At 61.6% G+C, this 17,998-nt stretch carries 14 protein-coding genes; 7 read left to right on the plus strand and 7 right to left on the minus strand.

Annotated features, from left to right (window positions below):
* Positions 1 to 99 precede the first annotated feature (99 nt).
* Positions 100 to 1,377, plus strand: coding sequence for a serine/threonine transporter (locus KHP07_RS07095; RefSeq protein WP_214496873.1), 1,278 nt, complete (start codon positions 100 to 102; stop codon positions 1,375 to 1,377).
* A gap of 908 nt (positions 1,378 to 2,285) precedes the next feature.
* Here KHP07_RS07095 and acnB read toward each other — a convergent pair.
* Positions 2,286 to 4,895, minus strand: coding sequence for a bifunctional aconitate hydratase 2/2-methylisocitrate dehydratase (gene acnB / locus KHP07_RS07100; protein WP_078048735.1), 2,610 nt, complete (start codon positions 4,893 to 4,895; stop codon positions 2,286 to 2,288).
* A gap of 397 nt (positions 4,896 to 5,292) precedes the next feature.
* On the opposite strand from acnB, the gene KHP07_RS07105 reads away from it, so the two are divergent.
* Positions 5,293 to 5,763, plus strand: a complete 471-nt coding sequence (locus tag KHP07_RS07105; RefSeq protein ID WP_078048734.1) for a DUF1289 domain-containing protein — start codon at positions 5,293 to 5,295, stop codon at positions 5,761 to 5,763.
* A gap of 133 nt (positions 5,764 to 5,896) precedes the next feature.
* On the opposite strand, the gene uspL is transcribed toward KHP07_RS07105, so the two are convergent.
* Positions 5,897 to 6,760, minus strand: a complete 864-nt coding sequence (gene uspL, locus KHP07_RS07110) for a universal stress protein UspL (protein WP_099492848.1) — start codon at positions 6,758 to 6,760, stop codon at positions 5,897 to 5,899.
* Positions 6,761 to 6,911: 151 nt separating this feature from the next.
* Between uspL and KHP07_RS07115 the strand changes: the two genes are divergently transcribed.
* On the plus strand, positions 6,912 to 7,514 hold the full coding sequence (locus KHP07_RS07115; protein WP_214496874.1) for a MiaE family protein: 603 nt from the start codon (positions 6,912 to 6,914) through the stop codon (positions 7,512 to 7,514).
* On the opposite strand, the gene KHP07_RS07120 is transcribed toward KHP07_RS07115, so the two are convergent.
* Positions 7,470 to 8,669: an MFS transporter gene (locus tag KHP07_RS07120; RefSeq protein WP_214496875.1), complete on the minus strand. Its 1,200-nt coding sequence runs from the start codon at positions 8,667 to 8,669 to the stop codon at positions 7,470 to 7,472. The two genes, KHP07_RS07115 and KHP07_RS07120, sit on opposite strands and share 45 nt — an antisense overlap.
* 157 nt (positions 8,670 to 8,826) lie before the next feature.
* On the opposite strand from KHP07_RS07120, the gene KHP07_RS07125 reads away from it, so the two are divergent.
* Together KHP07_RS07125 and KHP07_RS07130 are read left to right on the plus strand one after the other, a co-directional pair.
* Positions 8,827 to 9,534: a winged helix-turn-helix domain-containing protein gene (locus KHP07_RS07125; protein ID WP_078048730.1), complete on the plus strand. Its 708-nt coding sequence runs from the start codon at positions 8,827 to 8,829 to the stop codon at positions 9,532 to 9,534.
* Positions 9,535 to 10,818: an ATP-binding protein gene (locus tag KHP07_RS07130; protein ID WP_078048729.1), complete on the plus strand. Its 1,284-nt coding sequence runs from the start codon at positions 9,535 to 9,537 to the stop codon at positions 10,816 to 10,818.
* A gap of 809 nt (positions 10,819 to 11,627) precedes the next feature.
* On the opposite strand, the gene KHP07_RS07135 is transcribed toward KHP07_RS07130, so the two are convergent.
* From KHP07_RS07135 to KHP07_RS07150, 4 genes are all read right to left on the minus strand, one after another.
* On the minus strand, positions 11,628 to 12,419 hold the full coding sequence (locus KHP07_RS07135; protein WP_250883482.1) for a MipA/OmpV family protein: 792 nt from the start codon (positions 12,417 to 12,419) through the stop codon (positions 11,628 to 11,630).
* Positions 12,420 to 12,436: 17 nt separating this feature from the next.
* Positions 12,437 to 14,251: a serine hydrolase domain-containing protein gene (locus tag KHP07_RS07140; protein WP_214496877.1), complete on the minus strand. Its 1,815-nt coding sequence runs from the start codon at positions 14,249 to 14,251 to the stop codon at positions 12,437 to 12,439.
* 94 nt (positions 14,252 to 14,345) lie between these two features.
* On the minus strand, positions 14,346 to 14,834 hold the full coding sequence (locus tag KHP07_RS07145; protein WP_100490527.1) for a GFA family protein: 489 nt from the start codon (positions 14,832 to 14,834) through the stop codon (positions 14,346 to 14,348).
* Positions 14,835 to 14,867: 33 nt separating this feature from the next.
* Entirely contained in the window at positions 14,868 to 15,758 is an 891-nt protein-coding gene (locus KHP07_RS07150; protein ID WP_078048726.1) for a LysR family transcriptional regulator, read from the minus strand.
* Between the two features lie 226 nt (positions 15,759 to 15,984).
* Here KHP07_RS07150 and KHP07_RS07155 point away from each other — a divergent pair, with 226 nt between their 5' ends.
* Both KHP07_RS07155 and KHP07_RS07160 read left to right on the plus strand, forming a co-directional pair.
* Positions 15,985 to 16,803 carry an HTD2 family dehydratase gene (locus tag KHP07_RS07155; protein ID WP_100490528.1) on the plus strand — a complete coding sequence of 273 codons (819 nt, stop codon included), beginning with the start codon at positions 15,985 to 15,987 and terminating at the stop codon, positions 16,801 to 16,803.
* 29 nt (positions 16,804 to 16,832) lie between these two features.
* Complete coding sequence (locus tag KHP07_RS07160) at positions 16,833 to 17,996, plus strand: acyl-CoA dehydrogenase family protein (protein WP_214496878.1); 1,164 nt, start codon at positions 16,833 to 16,835, stop codon at positions 17,994 to 17,996.
* Positions 17,997 to 17,998: the final 2 nt, after the last annotated feature.

The following is a 17,998-nucleotide window of genomic DNA, read 5'->3' on the forward strand; positions in this document are numbered from 1 at the left end:
AGAAGAATCCCGGACAATCCGGCCCCTTCTATGGTCGGGGCGCTGCCTGTCAGGTTTTTCTGACTCGTCCCGGCCGTGTAAATGCGGAGATCCGACCGGATGAATGATCAGGCCAATAGCGTCGACGAACGCTATGCAACGACACCTGCAACCCTCACGAGCTGGAGCCGCCAGGACACCACCTGGATGCTTGGCCTGTTCGGCACCGCCATTGGCGCCGGCACGCTGTTCTTGCCGATCAACGCGGGCCTGGGAGGCTTCTGGCCACTGGTGATCCTCGCGCTGCTGGCATTCCCGATGACGTTCTTTGCTCACCGTGGCCTGACCCGCTTCGTTTTGTCCGGCCGTGAAGGCTCCGACATTACCGACGTAGTGGAAGAACACTTCGGCATCACGGCCGGTGCGCTGATCACGCTGCTGTACTTCTTTGCAATTTTCCCGATCCTGCTGATCTACAGCGTGGCGTTGACCAACACGGTCGGCAGCTTCATGGAGCACCAGTTGCACATCATGCCGCCGCCACGGGCGATCCTGTCGTTCGTGCTGATCCTCGGCCTGCTGGCCGTGGTGCGTTGCGGTGAGCAAGTGATCGTCAAGGCCATGAGCCTGATGGTGTATCCGTTTATCGTCGCCTTGCTGTTCCTGGCGGTGTACCTGATCCCGCACTGGACCGGCGGCATCCTCAGCACCGCCAGCGTGGTGCCGGCGCCGTCCGCGCTGCTCAATACCCTGTGGCTGGCGATTCCGGTGATGGTGTTCTCGTTCAACCATTCGCCGATCATCTCGGCCTTTGCGGTTGACCAGAAGCGCCAGTATGGGATCCACGCTGATGAGCGCAGCTCGCAGATCCTCTCCCGCGCGCACCTGTTGATGGTGGCGATGGTGCTGTTCTTTGTCTTCAGTTGCGTGCTGACCCTGTCGCCGGCGCAGTTGGCCGAAGCGAAGGCGCAGAACCTGTCGATCCTGTCGTACCTGGCCAACCACTTCAATAACCCGACCATCGAGTTTGCAGCGCCGTTGATTGCGTTTGTGGCGATTGCCAAGTCGTTCCTGGGGCATTACATCGGTGCGAGTGAAGGGCTCAAGGGGTTGGTGCTGAAGACTGGTCGTCGTCCTGAGGCCAAGCGTCTGGACCGGATGACGGCGGCGTTCATGTTGGTGGTGTGCTGGATCGTTGCCACGTTGAACCCAAGCATTCTCGGGATGATTGAGGCGCTGGGTGGTCCGATCATTGCTTCGATCCTGTTTCTGATGCCGATGTATGCCATCCGTAAGGTGCCGGCCATGGCCAAGTACCGTGGGCAGGCGTCCAATGTGTTTGTCACGGCGGTGGGGTTGGTGGCGATCAGTGCGGTGGTTTATTCGTTTTTTGCTTGAGCCTGGTGTGGTCTGTCTGACTGCACCTTACTTGCGATAGCGGTCTGTTGGTGTACATATCCGTTGCTGCGGTAACGGCTAAAATTGGTTCCGCTCTTACAGCGGGTCACTTTTGGAAGAGCGCCAAAAGTAACCAAAAACGCTTCGCCCCAACACTCGGCACCTCGCTTAGGCTCGGTGTGCCCTCACTCCGGCTTGAATCCGTGGGCCGCCGTCATGGGCCATCCTTGGCCCAGGACGGCTAACCCGGCGTCCTGCCGGGTTACCCACGGATTCAAGCCTGCGTTCGGCCAGCGTGTTTGACGGGGCGCCGAAGATCAAAAGCAAAAGCGCGGCGGCCTGGTAGCCGACCGGCTTCTGGAAGCTGGTCTCGGTCCAAATGTGGGAGCGGGCTTGCTCGCGAAAGCGGTGGATCAGTTAGATATGTAATTGCTGACGCACCGCTTTCGCGAGCAAGCCCGCTCCCACCATTTAGATCTCCTACATCAGGCAGATATCAAACGGCTCTGGCTCTGGGTCTGGCTCTGGCTCTGGCTCTGGCTCTGGCTCTGTTTTTGATTTTGATCTTAGGCGCCCCATTAAACACGCTGGCCGGAATTCGGCAGGGATTTGGGGGGTAAACCGGCAGGGATGCCGGTTTAGCCGCCCCGCGCCATGGATGGCGCGGGGCGGCGGCCCCCCAAATACCTGGCGGATTACGGGCACACCGAGCCTAGGCGAGGTGCCGAGTGTTGGGGCTAAGCGTTTTTGGTTACTTTTGGCGCTCTTCCAAAAGTGACCCGCCGTAAGGGCGGAACCAATACCAGCCGTTACCCAAATAACGGATATGTACCCGGTCTCACCCATATCCCAGGCATAAAAAAACGCCGCGTACCTCACGATACGCGGCGCCTCTTCACATCAACACTTTAGGCTTGAATCACCGGAATGTTGGCGCTAGCTGCGATCTTGCGGAACTCAGCAATCTGGTCGAAGTTCAGGTAGCGATAAACGTCACTGGCCATGGTGTCCAGTTTCGCCGCGTAGCCCATGTACTCTTCGACGGTCGGCAGGCGACCCAGGGTAGAAGCCACTGCCGCCAGCTCGGCCGAAGCCAGGTAGACGTTAGCGCCGTCACCCAGACGGTTCGGGAAGTTACGGGTCGACGTCGATACCACGGTCGAATTCGGCTCTACACGTGCCTGGTTACCCATGCACAGCGAGCAGCCCGGCATTTCCATGCGCGCGCCAGCCTTGCCGTAGATGCCGTAGTAGCCTTCCTCGGTCAACTGGTGAGCGTCCATCTTGGTCGGCGGCGACAGCCACAGACGGGTTGGCAGCTGACCCTTGACCTGCTCCAGCAGCTTACCGGCAGCGCGGAAGTGACCGATGTTGGTCATGCACGAACCGATGAACACTTCGTCGATCTTCTCGCCAGCAACGCTCGACAGCAGACGGGCATCGTCCGGGTCGTTTGGTGCGCAGAGGATCGGCTCGTTGATCTCGGCCAGGTCGATCTCGATGATTTCAGCGTATTCCGCGTCGGCATCGGCTTCCATCAGCTCAGGGTTCTTGACCCAGGCTTCCATCGCTTGGGCGCGACGTTCCAGGGTGCGAGGGTCACCGTAGCCTTCGCCGATCATCCAGCGCAGCAGGGTGATGTTGGAGTTCAGGTACTCGGTGATCGACTCTTTCGACAGCTTGATGGTGCAACCGGCAGCCGAACGTTCAGCCGAGGCGTCGGACAGCTCGAAAGCCTGTTCCAGCGTCAGGTCGTTCAGGCCTTCGATTTCCAGGATGCGGCCGGAGAAGGCGTTCTTCTTGCCTTTCTTCTCTACGGTCAGCAGACCCGATTGGATCGCGTAGTAAGGAATGGCATGAACCAGGTCACGCAGGGTGATGCCAGGTTTCATCTTGCCTTTGAAGCGCACCAGGATCGATTCCGGCATGTCCAATGGCATGACGCCAGTGGCTGCGGCGAACGCGACCAGGCCAGAACCGGCCGGGAACGAGATGCCCATCGGGAAACGGGTGTGGGAGTCACCACCGGTACCCACGGTGTCCGGCAGCAGCATGCGGTTCAGCCAGCTGTGGATGATGCCGTCGCCTGGACGCAGCGATACACCGCCACGGGTCATGATGAAGTCAGGCAGGGTGTGGTGGGTGGTCACGTCGATCGGCTTTGGATAGGCCGCGGTGTGGCAGAACGACTGCATCACCAAGTCGGTCGAGAAGCCCAGGCACGCCAGGTCTTTCAGTTCGTCACGGGTCATAGGACCGGTGGTGTCCTGGGAACCGACGGTGGTCATCTTCGGTTCGCAGTAGGTGCCAGGACGAACGCCTTTGCCTTCTGGCAGGCCGCAGGCCTTGCCGACCATTTTCTGTGCCAGGGTGAAGCCTTTGCCGGTGTCGACAGGTGCTTCTGGCAGTTTGAACAGGTCGGTTGGGCCCAGGCCCAGTTCGGCACGCGCCTTGTCGGTCAGGCCACGGCCGATGATCAGCGGGATACGGCCGCCGGCGCGGACTTCGTCCAACAGCACCGGGGTCTTCATTTCGAAGGTGGTGATGACTTCGTCGGTACCGTGCTTGCAGACTTTGCCTGCGTGCGGGTACAGGTCGATCACGTCGCCCATGTTCATGTTGCTGACGTCAAACTCGATTGGCAGTGCGCCCGCATCTTCCATGGTGTTGTAGAAGATTGGAGCGATCTTGCTGCCGAAGCAGAAGCCGCCAGCGCGCTTGTTCGGCACGTAGGGCACGTCGTCGCCGAAGAACCACAGCACGGAGTTGGTCGCCGATTTACGCGAGGAACCGGTACCGACCACGTCACCGACGTAGGCGATCGGGAACCCTTGGCCGCGCATTTCTTCGATCTGCTTCATCGGGCCGGTCTTGCCTTGCTCGTCCGGCACGATGCCTTCACGGGCCATTTTCAGCATGGCCAGGGCGTGCAACGGGATGTCTGGACGGGACCAGGCGTCAGGCGCAGGGGACAGGTCGTCGGTGTTGGTTTCGCCAGTGACCTTGAAGACGCGCAGGCTGATCTTGTCGGCCAGGGTAGGGCGGTTGCGGAACCACTCGCCGTCAGCCCAGGACTGGATCACGGCTTTGGCGTGCTCGTTGCCGTTACGGGCTTTTTCAGCCACGTCGTGGAACGCATCGAACATCAGCAGGGTGTGCTTGAGTTGGGCAGCGGCGACAGGTGCCAGTGTGGCGTCGTCCAGCAGCTCGACCAGGGTCACGATGTTGTAGCCGCCTTGCATGGTGCCAAGCAGTTCAACGGCGCGTTTCTTGTCGATCAGGGGGGAAGTGGCTTCGCCCTTGGCCAGGGCAGACAGGAAACCGGCCTTGACGTAGGCAGCTTCGTCAACGCCTGGTGGAATGCGGTTGGTGATCAGGTCAACGAGGAATTCTTCTTCGCCAGCCGGAGGATTTTTCAGCAGCTCGACCAGGCCTGCGGTTTGTTCGGCGTTAAGCGGCTGGGGAACAATACCCAGGGCTGCACGCTCTTCGATATGTTTGCGGTAGGCTTCAAGCACAGTTATTACCCTCATCAGTGGTCCCACGGGACGCTCATCCAGAAATGAACGGCACGCATGCGCTCGGGGGCTTTTTGGGCCGCAAAGCCAGCGCTGCCGGCATTCCTCACAGAAGCTGCTTTCAAAGTTTTACGCCTGCAGAACGGAGCTGATGAGGGTTGGCGAGGGCATTGACCTACCGAGTCATTGACCATCGCCAACACCGTTCTGAAGGAACGACTGTGCTCGTGACGCTTTGAAAACAGCTTCCAGCGGATTATTGGCGCCTTACAAGGCCGGATGATTCTACGGCAAAAAATTTCTAAAGGTAAGTTGCCTCGCCAAGTTTGCAGGGTGATGAAGGTTAGACAAAGGGCTAACATGGCGCATTGTTTCGCTGATTTGCGTGCCGTTGCCCATGTCCAACCAAACCATCAAGACCCCCTGCGTCGGCCTGTGCTCCACGGTCTATGGCGATCTCGTGTGCCGTGGCTGCAAGCGTTTCCACCATGAAGTGATCCAGTGGAATGGCTATAACGAAGAGGAAAAACGTGCGGTCTGGCTGCGCTTGGAGCAGCTGTTGGTGCAGGTAATGGCCGGCAAACTGGAGGTTTTCGACCCCAAGACCCTGCGCGGCCAGCTGGAACAGCGCAAGATCCGCTTCGTGCCGCACCAGTCCGAGTACTGCTGGGCCTACCAGTTGATCGCTCGTGGGGCACGGGTGATCAACAACCTGGAGGCCTACGGCATGGTGTTGCTTCCGGAGTTCCGCGACTGGCCCTTGCCGGACCTGCGCGATGCCATTGATCGGGAGTTCTTTATCCTGTCCGAGGCGCATTACCAGCGTTATATCGCGCCAAGCTTCCTCAAGGATGCGTTTACAGGCTAAAACCACACATCCAAATGTGGGAGCGGGCTTGCTCGCGAATGCGGTCTATCAGTTACATCATCAATAACTGAACCACCGCATTCGCGAGCAAGCCCGCTCCCACAGGAGATCTTCATTGCCGGAAGGTTTGCTATCAGGGCTTGGTAGCCAGTTCTTCCAGGTGATCTATCAGCGTCTGTGGCTTTAGCACCAGCACGTCACTCTCCACGGCATCCAGTATCACCTCCGCCGTATTGCCGATCAGCGCCCCGGAAATCCCGGTGCGCGCGACGGTGCCGATGATCGTCACCGCCGCTTGCCATTTATGCGCCGCGAAGGGGATCAGCACGTCCGCCGGGCCTTCCTCGATATGCAGGTGCGAGTCGTCCACATCGAACTCGGCCTGGAACGCCTTGCATTGCTCGCGGTAGCGCGCCTCGATGGTTTCCTTGAGCTGGAACGTCGGGTCCGCTGCCGACAACATCGGCGACGGATGGGCGCTGATCACGTGCAACTGCGCCTTGGCCAGGCTGGCGATATCAAAGCCATGGTCAATGATCGAATTGTGCAGGGAGCGGTGCTCGCCATCGGTGTTGCCCACATCGATCGCCGCGAGGATCACGCCGCCCATCCACGGCGTCGCCGTCTTCACCAGCAGCACTGCCGTCGGGCAGTAGCGCAGCAATTTCCAGTCGGCGGGCGTGAGCAGGGCTTTTTTCAGCGGGCTGTCTGGAAAGTGCTGTTTGATCACCAGCCCACAGCCTTCGGCTTGCTGCACGTCGATTATGGTTTCATGCAGGCTGTCATTCCACGCCTGCTCGGTGCTGACGCTGTAGCCGTCTTCCTGCAAGCCCGACTTCAGCAGGGCCAGCAGCGCCGAGTGCTCGTGCTTCTTGTCGCAGACCAGCAAATGCAGGTGCGCGCCGGTGACCCCGGCGATCAGCTTGGCACGCTTGAGGGCCAGGCTTTCCGAATGCTCGGGCTCAATGACCACCAGGATGCTGCGGATGGCTTGCATGGTCGGGATCTCCAAAAAGGGTGGGCCTGGAACAACTATAGTTGCTGGCTGGCGCACGTCATGTTGATGCACATCAAGGCCGGTGGCTGGTGGTCTGCGGCGGGGTCGGTATAATCGCCGGCCTTTTGTGATCCTTTTGCCCGTGAGCCCGATGAACCTGCCAGAAATCCACGAATTCCTCGGTTGCCGCACCCCTGACGCCTGGGTCCAGGCCGCGCTGGCCGATCAGGACACCCTGCTGATCGACCACAAGAACTGCGAATTCAAAGCCGCCAGCACCGCCTTGAGCCTGATCGCCAAGTACTACAGCCATGTGGACCTGATCAACATGATGTCGCGCCTGGCCCGCGAAGAGCTGGTGCACCATGAACAGGTCATGCGCCTGATGAAAAAGCGCAAAGTCGAACTGCGCCAACTGCACGCCGGGCGTTATGCCTCCGGTTTGCGCAAAGTGGTGCGCAGCCACGAGCCGGTGAAGCTGGTGGACACCCTGGTGGTCGGCGCCTTTATCGAAGCGCGCAGTTGCGAGCGTTTCGAAGCGCTAGTGCCGCATTTGGACGAAGAACTCGGCAAGTTTTACTTTGGCCTGTTGAAAAGCGAGGCCCGGCACTTCCAGGGCTACCTGAAGTTGGCGTACCAGTACGGTGACGCCAAGGACATCGCCCAGGTGATCGAGCGGGTGAGGGCGGCGGAGCAGGAGCTGATCGAGTCACCCGACATCGAGTTCCGCTTTCACAGTGGCGTGCCAGCCTGAGGCGACGGCCACGCCTAGCAACGCGGTGATTCCGGCCAGCAGCAGGATCACCGACTGGGTGCCCAACGGCGCCGCCAGCAGCGCAACTGCCAGGCCTGCCAAGGGTTGCGGCAGGTTGTTGAGCAGGGTGATCACGCCCACGGTCTTGCCAAAGTCCTGCACGGGGATCACGCGCTGACGGGTGCTGCGCAGGTAGACGTTGAACATCTTGTCAAAGCCGGTGACCAGCAGGAAACCCACAGCGTACAACCACACGCCGGGGCTGACCGCCATGATCACTGCACCCACGCCGATCATCGAATACGACACGCCGCCCAGCACCTTCAAGGGTAGGCCCGCCCGCGCCAGGTAAAACAGAATCCCGATCGTGACCAGTGCGCCGGCTGCCTGCAGCAGGGCGTAGGTGTCCTTGTCCTGTGCAAACTGGCCGGTCACTATCGCCGCAGACGTGGCCAGCGTGACGCCGATGATCAGGTTCACGCCCACAGCCAAGGTAATGACCCGTTTCAACTCCGGCAGGCTGCGGATATGGCCAATAGCAACCTTCAGCGGACGCAGCCAGATATCCCGGTGCTGCTCGAAGGTCTCCAGGCTGACCGTGCTGGAGCGTTGCCATATCCGCATCGCCAGGTCGGCCAGTAAGAACAGCACGGCCACCCCCAGCACTACCCAGTGCCAGGCCCATACTTCAAGCATCAACGCCGCCACCAGAGGCCCCAGCACCAGCCCGCTCTGGTCGGCGATCTGTGAATAGGAGAGGGTCTTGGCATAGCTGTACTGCTCGAAGATATGCGGCATCAGCACTTCCCGCGCCATGATGCCCTGGGTCGTCAGCACCCCGCACAGGGCCGACAGCAGCACGATCCAGTGGATACCGTCAAACACGCCATACAAGGCGACCGCCAGTACACACGCCAGCGCGCGGTAAACCTGGCTGATATGCAGGATGCGCACCGGCGCGAACTTGTCGCACAACGCGCCGCACACCGGGAACGCCAGGTAGCGGGGCAGCGACTCGACAAAGAACGCCAGCCCGGCCCACGCAACGCTCTGGGTGGTCTGGAATACGATCAACGGCACGATAAACAGCAGAATCTGGTCCGCCAGCCGCGACAGGAACAGCGAAACAAAAAACGCCAGGTAATCCTTGCGCATACAACTCCCTGTACATGGCGTTAAAGATTGCAGGTTATTTGTTAAAAACTCTTAAAAGCATGAAGCTTCGTCGGCCGGTGCTGGCCAGCTACTTTAGTTGCCCAGCTTGCCACCTATAATGCCCGCTCTTCAATCCGCGTCTGCACACTGAGAACTTATGGAAAACCTGGGACTGGGCAAGGTGTTGCTCGTTGAGGACGACGAAAAACTGGCGGGGCTGATTGCGCACTTCCTGTCGCAGCATGGTTTCGAGGTGCGCGTGGAGCACCGGGGCGACGAAGCCCTGGCCGCGTTCCTGGACTTCAAGCCGAAGATCGTCGTGCTCGACTTGATGCTGCCCGGCCAGAGCGGCCTGCATGTGTGCCGAGGGATTCGCGCAGTGTCCGACACGCCGATCGTGATCCTTACGGCCAAGGAAGACGACCTGGACCATATCCTCGGCCTGGAGTCCGGGGCCGACGACTATGTGATCAAGCCGATCAAGCCGCCGGTTCTGCTGGCCCGCCTGCGCGCCCTGCAACGGCGCCAGGCCCCGGAGCCGACCGTGCGCGGGTCGTTGGCCTTCGGGCGGCTGGCCATCGATCGCAGTTGCCGGGTGGTCAGCCTGGGGGAGGACACCATCGACCTTACCACCATGGAGTTTGAGTTGCTGTGGCTGCTGGCGAGCAACTCGGGGACGATCCTGTCCCGCGATGACATCCTCAACCGCATGCGCGGCATCGCTTTCGACGGGCTCAACCGCAGCGTCGATGTGTACATCAGCAAGCTGCGCGGCAAACTCAACGACAACCCCCGCGAGCCGGTGTGCATCAAGACCATCTGGGGCAAGGGCTACCTGTTCAACCCGTTCGCGTGGGAGGCATAGATGCTGCGGCTCTATATCCGCCTGTACATCATCCTGGCGCTGGGCCTGGCGGGGGCGATCTGGCTGGTCAACTACACCTTCGACGAGCTGCTGCCCGAAGCCAATGAAACCTATAACCGCGAAGCCTTGCGCGGGCCGGCCTATGGTTTGGTCGAGCAGTTGCGGCCCTTGCTGGGTGACGCCCGTCAGGCACGCCTGGCCGAGCTGCAACCCCATTACGGCCTGCACCTCAAGCTGGTGCAGCGCGATGAACTTGCGCTTGATCAGCGTGAGCAACAGTTGCTGGCGGCCGGGCAGTTGGTGGTGCGGGGCGACTTCATGGAGTTTATCGCCAATATCGATGGCGGCCCGCAACTGCTTAATATCAAGCTGCCCGAAGAACCCAAATGGCTGTACCTATGGGCCTACAGCCTGCTGGGGCTGAGCCTGGCGATCGTGCTGTATTTCTGGGTGCGCCCGCATTGGCGCGACCTGGAGCATATTCGCCTGGCGGCGCAACGGTTCGGTGACAACGACCTGAGTTCGCGCATCCTGCTGCCACGCCGCTCCACCGTGCGCGAACTGGCCGGGCACTTCAACCAGATGGCCGAGCGCATCGAAAGCCTGATCGCCAACCAGCGCGAACTCACCAACGCCGTGTCCCACGAACTGCGCACGCCGATTGCGCGGCTGTCGTTCGAGCTCGACCAACTCAAGCAACAAACCGACCCGCGTCAGCGCGGCGAATTGATCGCCGACATGTACGCCGACCTGGGTGAGCTGGAAGAAATGGTGTCCGAACTGCTCACCTACGCCAGCCTGGAGCGCGGCGCCACCCAGGTCACCCGCGAGCGCATCGAGGCCCACAGCTGGCTCGACAGTGTGATTGGCAGCGTGGCCCTGGAGGCCGAGGCGGCGGGTATCCAGCTGTCGTTGCGCACGTGCGAGGTGGATTTTATCCAGATCGAACCGCGCTTTATGGCACGTGCGGTGATCAACCTGTTGCGCAATGCTATTCGCTATGCCGACCGCCGCGTCGAAGTGTCGTTGGTCAAGTTTGGCAGTGGCTATGAAGTGCGGGTGTGTGACGACGGGCCGGGTGTGCCGGAGGAAGGCCGTGCGAAGATCTTCCAGCCCTTTATGCGTTTGGACGCTAGCCGTGATCGTCGCACGGGTGGCTTTGGGCTGGGCCTGGCGTTGGTGCAGCGGGTGTCGCAGTGGCATGGCGGCCAGGTGCAGGTGCTGGATTCGGAATGGGGTGGGGCGTCGTTTCGGATGACTTGGGCGTATGCCGAGTCACTGTAGGCGCTGGCTTGCTGCGATGGCGGCCTGACTGCCGATCACTCTCTAACTGTTGCCCCGCGATTCAAAATGTGGGAGCTGGCTTGCCTGCGAAGGCGGCCTGACAGCCGACCACGCTCTAACTGTAGCCCCGCGATCTAAAAATGTGGGAGCTGGCTTGCCTGCGAAGGCGGCCCGACTGCCGACCACAATCTAACTATCACCCCGCAATCCAAATGTGGGAGCTGGCTTGCCTGCGAAGGCGGCCTAACAGCCGACCACAAACTAACTGTCGCCCCGCGATCCAAATGTGGGAGCTGGCTTGCCTGCGAAGGCGGCCTGACAGCCGACCACAAACTAACTGTCGCCCCGCGATCCAAATGTGGGAGCTGGCTTGCCTGCGAAGACGACCTGACAGCCGACCTGGATGCTGGATCTGATCGGGTACATATCCGTTATTTAGGTAAAGGCTTATATGGGTTCCGCCCTTACGGCGGGTCACTTTGGAAAAGAGCCCCAAAGTAACCAAAGGGCTCTTGCCCCAACACTCGGCACCTCGCCTAGGCTCGGTGTGCCCGTAATCCGACAGTGATTTGGGGGGCCGCCGCCACGCGCCATCCATGGCGCGGGGCGGCTAAACCGGCATCCCTGCCGGTTTACCCCCCAAATCCCTGTCGAATTTCGGCCAGCGTGTTTGACGGGGCGCCTAAGATCAAAAGCAAGAGCAAGAGCGAGAGCAAGAGCGGCTCGCTTCGCATCGTGGGTACCGGTGGGTACGCGGTTTTGTAGGTGCTGGCAAGCCAGCACCTACAGTGTTTGATTGGGTTACCCGGTCAGAAGGTGTATTCCAAAACGCCCATCACTGAGGTCTGCAACCGTCGCTCCACAATGGGGCTCTTGCCGGCTTCGTCCGCCAGGTATTGTACGTCCAGCAAGGTCGAGAACTGGGTGTGTTCGCTGATGGGCAAGCTCCACGACAGGTTCAGGCCGTTGCTGATGTTGCCGGCGCCAGCCTTGTAGGCTTTGAAGCGGCTGCGGGCGGCTTGGCCGGTGGTGACGCCGTACCAGGTCTGCAGGTAGTCGCGGTCGCCAAAATGGCTGCTGAGGCTGGCATCCACGGAGCCGTAGCGGCCTTCGTAAAGGTTCGTGCCCAGGCTCAGTTCCAAATGGGTGAACGCCTTGCCACTGTCTTTGTGGTCATCTTCCTTGAGTGCATGTTCCAGGGTGGCGCCGACAATTGCGCTGCCGAGGTTGTAGCTGGCACTCACGCCCACTTGCGGGCGTGACTTGATTTCGCCCATGCCCCTGAGGCGCTTGGAGCCGGCGTGCATTGACTCGTTCTTGTCCTTGCGTGAGGCGCTGGCGCCGACGTAGGCACTGAAGCTCAACGCATTGCCTTCGTAGCCCCAGCCCAGGCCTTTGTCGGTGTCGAGGAAGATTCCCCAGGGGCTGACCACGGCCCCGCCGAAAATGGGCGCGGTCATGCGTTCGTCGCTGCCGCTGTAGCGTGGCAGGTTGGCTGCGCCGGCCTTGAGGGTGTAGGTCCAGTCCTCTGCCAGCACTGGGTTGGCGCCTGCGAGCAAGCACAGTGAGGTGATGGACAGGCAGAGGTGTTTGGAGGGCATCAGGGTTTTCATGGGGGTTAGAAACTCAGGGGTGGATGGGTGCGTTTGAAGGAGTAGCCCGAGGCGCTCAGGCCGTTGACTTGGCGGCTGATGGTGTCGCCCAGGCCATAGCCGTTGCCGGCGAGTACGGCGTGGGCGTTGTCCACGGGCAGCAGGATGTAGTCGGTCAGCGGTTCGTCATGCAGTTGGCCGCGGATCACCAGGAAGCCGTCTTCCAGGCGCACGCTGATGCCGCTCAACGGCGCGTCGGGTTCATGGGTGTTGAGCACTTGGTAAGTGCCGACGGTGTCGGCCCAGGCCAGGGGCAGCGGCGGTGGCTGGATGCGTTCACCGATGGCGATGCGCTGCCCGTGGCTGCGCGCGGTGAGCATCTGCCGGCCTTGCACGGTGATCACGTCGAGTTGTATGCGGCCGAGCTCACCGAGGTCCTTGAGCCAGAAACCCAGGACCTTTTTTTGCGCACGCAGCCAGCCGTGATCGTCACGCAGCAGCTCGAAGTCATAGCCGGCGAGTTCGCCGTGCAGCCGATTGGCGTCATCGCGAATGCGGAACACGCCCCAGGCAGTCGCGTAGAACCCGGCCAGGCGCTGGCGGTCGATGGCAGCCGGCACCTGGCGCAACTTGAGCCCATGGCGGGGCGCCTGGCAGTCGTCGCTGCACACGGGCTCGCCGGTGTGGGCCTGGAGCATCAGGCGCAGGGTGTCGGTGGCCAGTGTGGCGACCAGGTCTTCGGCATTGCTGTCGTTGGCCATGATGATCACCGCCAGTTGCTGGTCGGGCAGCAGGGTCAGTTGTGCGGCAAAGTCATCGCCGCCGCCGCTGTGCTGGTAGGTGCGAATCCCAGGGCCGATCGGCTCGTCACCGCACGGCGCCAGGAACCACGCCAGGCCGATCTGGCAATCGAAGTCGAGGGCGTTGCCGGTGTTCTGCTGGGTGAACATTTCATCGATGGAACGACGGGCCATCACCCGATCGCCCTTGTACAGGCCTTCGCCGAACAGCATCTGCACGTAATGGCTGAGGTCCTTGGGGCTGGCCCACGCGCCACCGGCGGCCAAGTCGCGCACCTGTGCATCGGTGCTGGCGATGCCCTCCTGATAGCCCTGGGCGCGATAGCCTACTTGCGCGGCGGTGCCGACAAAACTCGTGTGGTGCATCTCCAGTGGCTTGAGCAGACTGTGTTGCAGCTGGGTTTCAAAGTCCTTGCCACTGCTGCGCTCGATGGCTGCGCCCACCAGCGCATAACCCAGGTTGGAATACGCCACCTGCGTGCCAGGCGGTGTGCTCAGCCAAACGCCGGACACGCGCATGGGCATCTGCCCCATGGCGAAGCTGTTGCGCAGGTCGCGCAGGTGTTCACTGGGCAAGCCGGATTGATGGCTGAGCAGGCGCCGCAAGGTGATGTCACGGTCAGCGGCCTGCTGGTCGGTGTGGAAGCGCGAGCGCACATAGAACTCGCGCAAAGTCTGCTGGATCGGGGCATCCAGTGCCAGCCGCTGCTGTTCAACCAGTTGCAGGGCAGCGCTGGCGGTGAGCAGCTTGGAGATCGCACCGGCACGGAAGGCGGTGTTCGGCGTTACCGGCAGGCCCAGGGCTTTGTCGGCCATGCCGAACCCACGGGCCCAGATCAACTCCTGGCCGTTGACCAGGGCAATCGACAAGCCGGGCACATTGGCCTGGGCCATGTCGCGGGGAATCCGGGTTTGCAGGTAGCGGATGATCGCGCTGTAGTCGCCCTTGGGGATCGGCGGCGGGGCGGGGGGTTGCCCGTGGCAGCCAAGGCTGCCCAACAGGCAACCGAGCAACGGAATACCGCGCAATGTGCGAAGCATGAAGAGCACCCGGCAGGTGGTTTGGATGCTCGAATGCTAGGGGCGCAACGCCCAGCGGTCTTTGGCAGCTTTGTCGAGAAACTGTCAAAGACTGTTAACGGCTCAGGCCGTTACGTTCATGCCATTGGGCGATCGACTCTTCAGGGTACTCCTCGAACTGCAGGTCACCCTTGCGCACCGTGACCTCCACCCACGGCGCCTTCGACCCCAGCATCAGGTGCGTATGCTCCGGCGGCACCGGCAACGGCGTGTCGATGGCCGAGGCAAACGGGTGGATCAACTCCGGCCACTCCGGGCTGAACAACCACAAGGCGCTGCCGCATTGCGAACAGAAGTGCCGTTCGGCAGTGCTTGCATGGGCACGGCTGGCGCCTTCGGGCTTGAGCCTGGCGTGGTAGATCGAAATGAGTTTGCGCCCGCGCACCTTCAGGCTTTGGGTATCGCCGGCGAGGTTGATCGCATAACCGCCACCGCCCTGGGTTTTGCGACAGATCGAGCAGTAGCAACGCTGGTACGGGTAGGGGTGGGCGCTGTCGAGGCTGAACGTCACGGCGCCGCAATGGCAGGAACCTTCAAGCTGCATGGGCTGACTCCTTTGGTAAGGTGACTGATCAGCTTAGGCGCTTTGCGGCATCAACGTGGCGATCAACGCCCGAATGGTGCCGGGCAACGCCTCCAGCTCCCGCACCAGGATGCTGCGTTCGCGAATCGCCCAGGGCTCGTCGAGCTTGACCGCGACCAATTGCATGGTGCGGCTGTGGCGCACAGCGGCGGACTCCGGAATGATGCCAATGCCCACGCCGGCCTCGACCATCCGGCAGATCGCCTCGAAGCTCGAGACCTGGATACGCAGCGACAAATGCTTGCCCAGCCGCTCGACGTGTTCGCGCAAGAAGCTCAGCAAGGTGCTGCCTTCATGCAGGCCGATATGCTGGTAGGCGAGGGTCTGTTCCAGGGTCACCGAGGCTTGCTCCGCCAGCGGGTGGCCGACCGGCACCATCAACACCAATTCATCCGTGCTGAAATGCAGCACCTGCAAACCCGCCGCTTCCACAGGCCCGGCAATAATGCCCATGTCGCTGGTGCCATCGAGCACGCCGCGTACGATGTCGCGGGACAGGCGTTCCTGCAGGTCGACGGTCACGCCGGGCCGTTGCGACAGGAACCCCGCCAGCACTTCGGGCAAGAATTCGGTGACCGCCGTGGTGTTGGCGAAGATGCGGATGTGCCCGGCCGAGTCCACGCCGTACTGGGTGAATTCGCTCTTGAGGTAGTCGACCTGGCGCATGATCAGCCGCGCATGGTGCAGCAAGCGCTCGCCGGCCGGGGTGATTTCCACGCCACGGCTGTCGCGGTACAGCAGGCGCGTGTCGAGCTGGCCTTCGAGGGCCTTGATTCGCGCACTGGCGGCGGCCGGCGAGAGGAACGCGCGCTTGGCGCCTTGGGTCAGGCTGGGGGATTCGGCGATATGGATAAACAGGCGCAGGTCGGCCAGATCGAAGTGCATGCAAGACTCCCAGACTTTCTTAAGACCTGTGGGAGCCGGCTTGCCGGCGATAGCGGTCATCTTGACACACCGCTATCGCGGGCAACCCAGCTCCAGGGAATAGGGTTGTAATAGAGCACGGCGTTCAGCATAACCGAACGCTGGTTTATTGAAATGCAAATTCTCAGAACGGGCACGCGCTTGCATGATCCGGGGCAGACACTCACTACCCGAGGACCTGCACCCGATGAGCGCCACCGATTGGATCGGCCGAAGCGAGACCGCCCACGACCACCTCAGCCATAACCTGCTCAAACGCATCGCCGCCACCTTCGGCGAGGCAGTGCCCGCGGATGGCGCGGCTATACCGCCGCTGTGGCAGTGGTGTTTCTTCCAGGACCCGCTGCCGGAAGCCGCCCTGGGCACCGACGGTCACCCGGCCCGTGGCGGCTTCCTGCCGCCGGCCGACAACCGCAATCGCATGTGGGCGGGCGGGCGTATTGAGTTCATTCATGCGCTGCGTGCCGGTGAGGCGGCAACCCGCGTGTCGACCATCACCCAAGTGGAAGAAAAGACCGGGCGTACCGGCTCGCTGCTGTTCGTCACCGTGCGCCACGACTACTCCCAGGAGGGCCGCCTGGCGATCCGTGAAGAACAGGACATCGTCTACCGCGAACCCACACCGCCCAAGCCAGGCAGTGGTGAGGCGCTGGAGCCGGGCGAATGGCGAGAAACGGTCGAACCCACGTCAACCCTGCTGTTTCGCTACAGCGCCGTGACTTTCAACGGTCACCGCATTCACTACGACTACCCCTATGTGACCGGCACCGAAGGCTATTCAGGCCTGGTGGTGCACGGCCCGCTGATCGCCACCCTGAGCCTGCGCGCATTTTGCCGTGCCCACCCCGACGCCACCTTGCGCCGTTTCGCCTACCGCGGCGTGCGCCCGTTGATTGCGCCGCAACCCTTTGAAGTGGGCGGCCGCGTGACCGAAGCCGGTGTGGCACAGCTGTGGGCCGGCAACGCCGATGGCCTGGCGCAGCAAGCCCACGTGCATTTCGAATAATCCAAGAACAACAGGCGGAGAGCCGTTACATGAACCCCAATGACAATGAAGAACTCAATGCCATCCGCGAAGGCGTGCGCGCCTTGTGCGCAGAATTCGATGCAGCCTACTGGCGCAAGATCGATGAAGAGAAAGGCTTTCCCGAAGCCTTCGTCAAGGCGCTGACTGACGCCGGCTGGCTGTCGGCGATGATCCCCGAAGCGTACGGCGGCTCCGGCCTGGGCCTGGCCGAGGCCTCGGTGATCCTCGAAGAAGTGAACCGTTGCGGTGGCAACTCCGGCACCGTGCATGGCCAGATGTACAACATGTTCACTTTGCTGCGCCATGGCAGCGAAGCGCAGAAAAGCTTCTACCTGCCCAAGCTCGCCAGCGGCGAATTGCGCCTGCAGTCCATGGGCGTGACCGAGCCCACCACCGGCACCGACACCACCAAGATCAAGACCACCGCGATCAAACGTGGCGACAAATACGTGATCAACGGCCAGAAAGTCTGGATCTCGCGGGTGCAGCATTCCGACCTGATGATCCTGCTGGCGCGCACCACGCCACTGGCCGAGGTGAAGAAAAAGTCCGAAGGCATGTCGATTTTCCTGGTGGACCTGCGCGAAGCCATCGGCAACGGCCTGACCGTGCAGCCCATCGCCAACATGGTCAACCACGAGACCAACGAGCTGTTCTTCGACAACCTGGAGTTGCCGTTGGACAGCCTGATCGGTGAGGAAGGCAAGGGCTTCAAATATATCCTCGATGGCCTCAACGCCGAACGCACGCTGATCGCCGCCGAATGCATCGGCGACGGTCGCTGGTTCATTGAAAAGGCCAGAGCCTATGCCCGCGACCGCGTGGTGTTTGGCCGACCCATCGGACAGAACCAGGGCGTGCAGTTCCCGATTGCCGAAGCGCATATCGAGATCGAGGCGGCGGACCTGATGCGCTGGCGCGCCTGCGAGGAATACGACAGCGGCAAGAATGCCGGCGCGAGCGCGAACATGGCCAAATACCTGGCCGCCAAGGCGTCCTGGGAGGCGGCCAATGCCTGCCTGCAAACCCACGGCGGCTTCGGGTTTGCCTGTGAATATGACGTGGAGCGCAAATTCCGCGAGACGCGCCTGTACCAAGTGGCGCCGATCTCCACCAACCTGATCCTGTCCTACGTGGCCGAGCATTTGCTCGAACTGCCACGCAGCTTCTGAGG

It is taken from the genome of Pseudomonas sp. VS40 (genome assembly GCF_018587885.1).
Taxonomy (GTDB): Bacteria; Pseudomonadota; Gammaproteobacteria; order Pseudomonadales; family Pseudomonadaceae; genus Aquipseudomonas; species Aquipseudomonas pergaminensis.

Excerpts from the sequence above, each read along its gene's own strand:
- KHP07_RS07095 (WP_214496873.1), top strand. The coding sequence starts at position 100 with ATGAATGATCAGGCCAATAGCGTCGACGAACGCTATGCAACGACACCT.
- KHP07_RS07130 (WP_078048729.1), top strand. The coding sequence starts at position 9,535 with ATGCTGCGGCTCTATATCCGCCTGTACATCATCCTGGCGCTGGGCCTG.
- KHP07_RS07120 (WP_214496875.1), bottom strand. The coding sequence starts at position 8,669 with ATGCGCAAGGATTACCTGGCGTTTTTTGTTTCGCTGTTCCTGTCGCGG.
- KHP07_RS07160 (WP_214496878.1), top strand. The coding sequence starts at position 16,833 with ATGAACCCCAATGACAATGAAGAACTCAATGCCATCCGCGAAGGCGTG.
- KHP07_RS07135 (WP_250883482.1), bottom strand. The coding sequence starts at position 12,419 with ATGCCCTCCAAACACCTCTGCCTGTCCATCACCTCACTGTGCTTGCTC.
- KHP07_RS07150 (WP_078048726.1), bottom strand. The coding sequence starts at position 15,758 with ATGCACTTCGATCTGGCCGACCTGCGCCTGTTTATCCATATCGCCGAA.
- KHP07_RS07115 (WP_214496874.1), top strand. The coding sequence starts at position 6,912 with ATGAACCTGCCAGAAATCCACGAATTCCTCGGTTGCCGCACCCCTGAC.
- KHP07_RS07125 (WP_078048730.1), top strand. The coding sequence starts at position 8,827 with ATGGAAAACCTGGGACTGGGCAAGGTGTTGCTCGTTGAGGACGACGAA.
- KHP07_RS07105 (WP_078048734.1), top strand. The coding sequence starts at position 5,293 with ATGTCCAACCAAACCATCAAGACCCCCTGCGTCGGCCTGTGCTCCACG.
- uspL (WP_099492848.1), bottom strand. The coding sequence starts at position 6,760 with ATGCAAGCCATCCGCAGCATCCTGGTGGTCATTGAGCCCGAGCATTCG.
- KHP07_RS07155 (WP_100490528.1), top strand. The coding sequence starts at position 15,985 with ATGAGCGCCACCGATTGGATCGGCCGAAGCGAGACCGCCCACGACCAC.
- KHP07_RS07140 (WP_214496877.1), bottom strand. The coding sequence starts at position 14,251 with ATGCTTCGCACATTGCGCGGTATTCCGTTGCTCGGTTGCCTGTTGGGC.
- KHP07_RS07145 (WP_100490527.1), bottom strand. The coding sequence starts at position 14,834 with ATGCAGCTTGAAGGTTCCTGCCATTGCGGCGCCGTGACGTTCAGCCTC.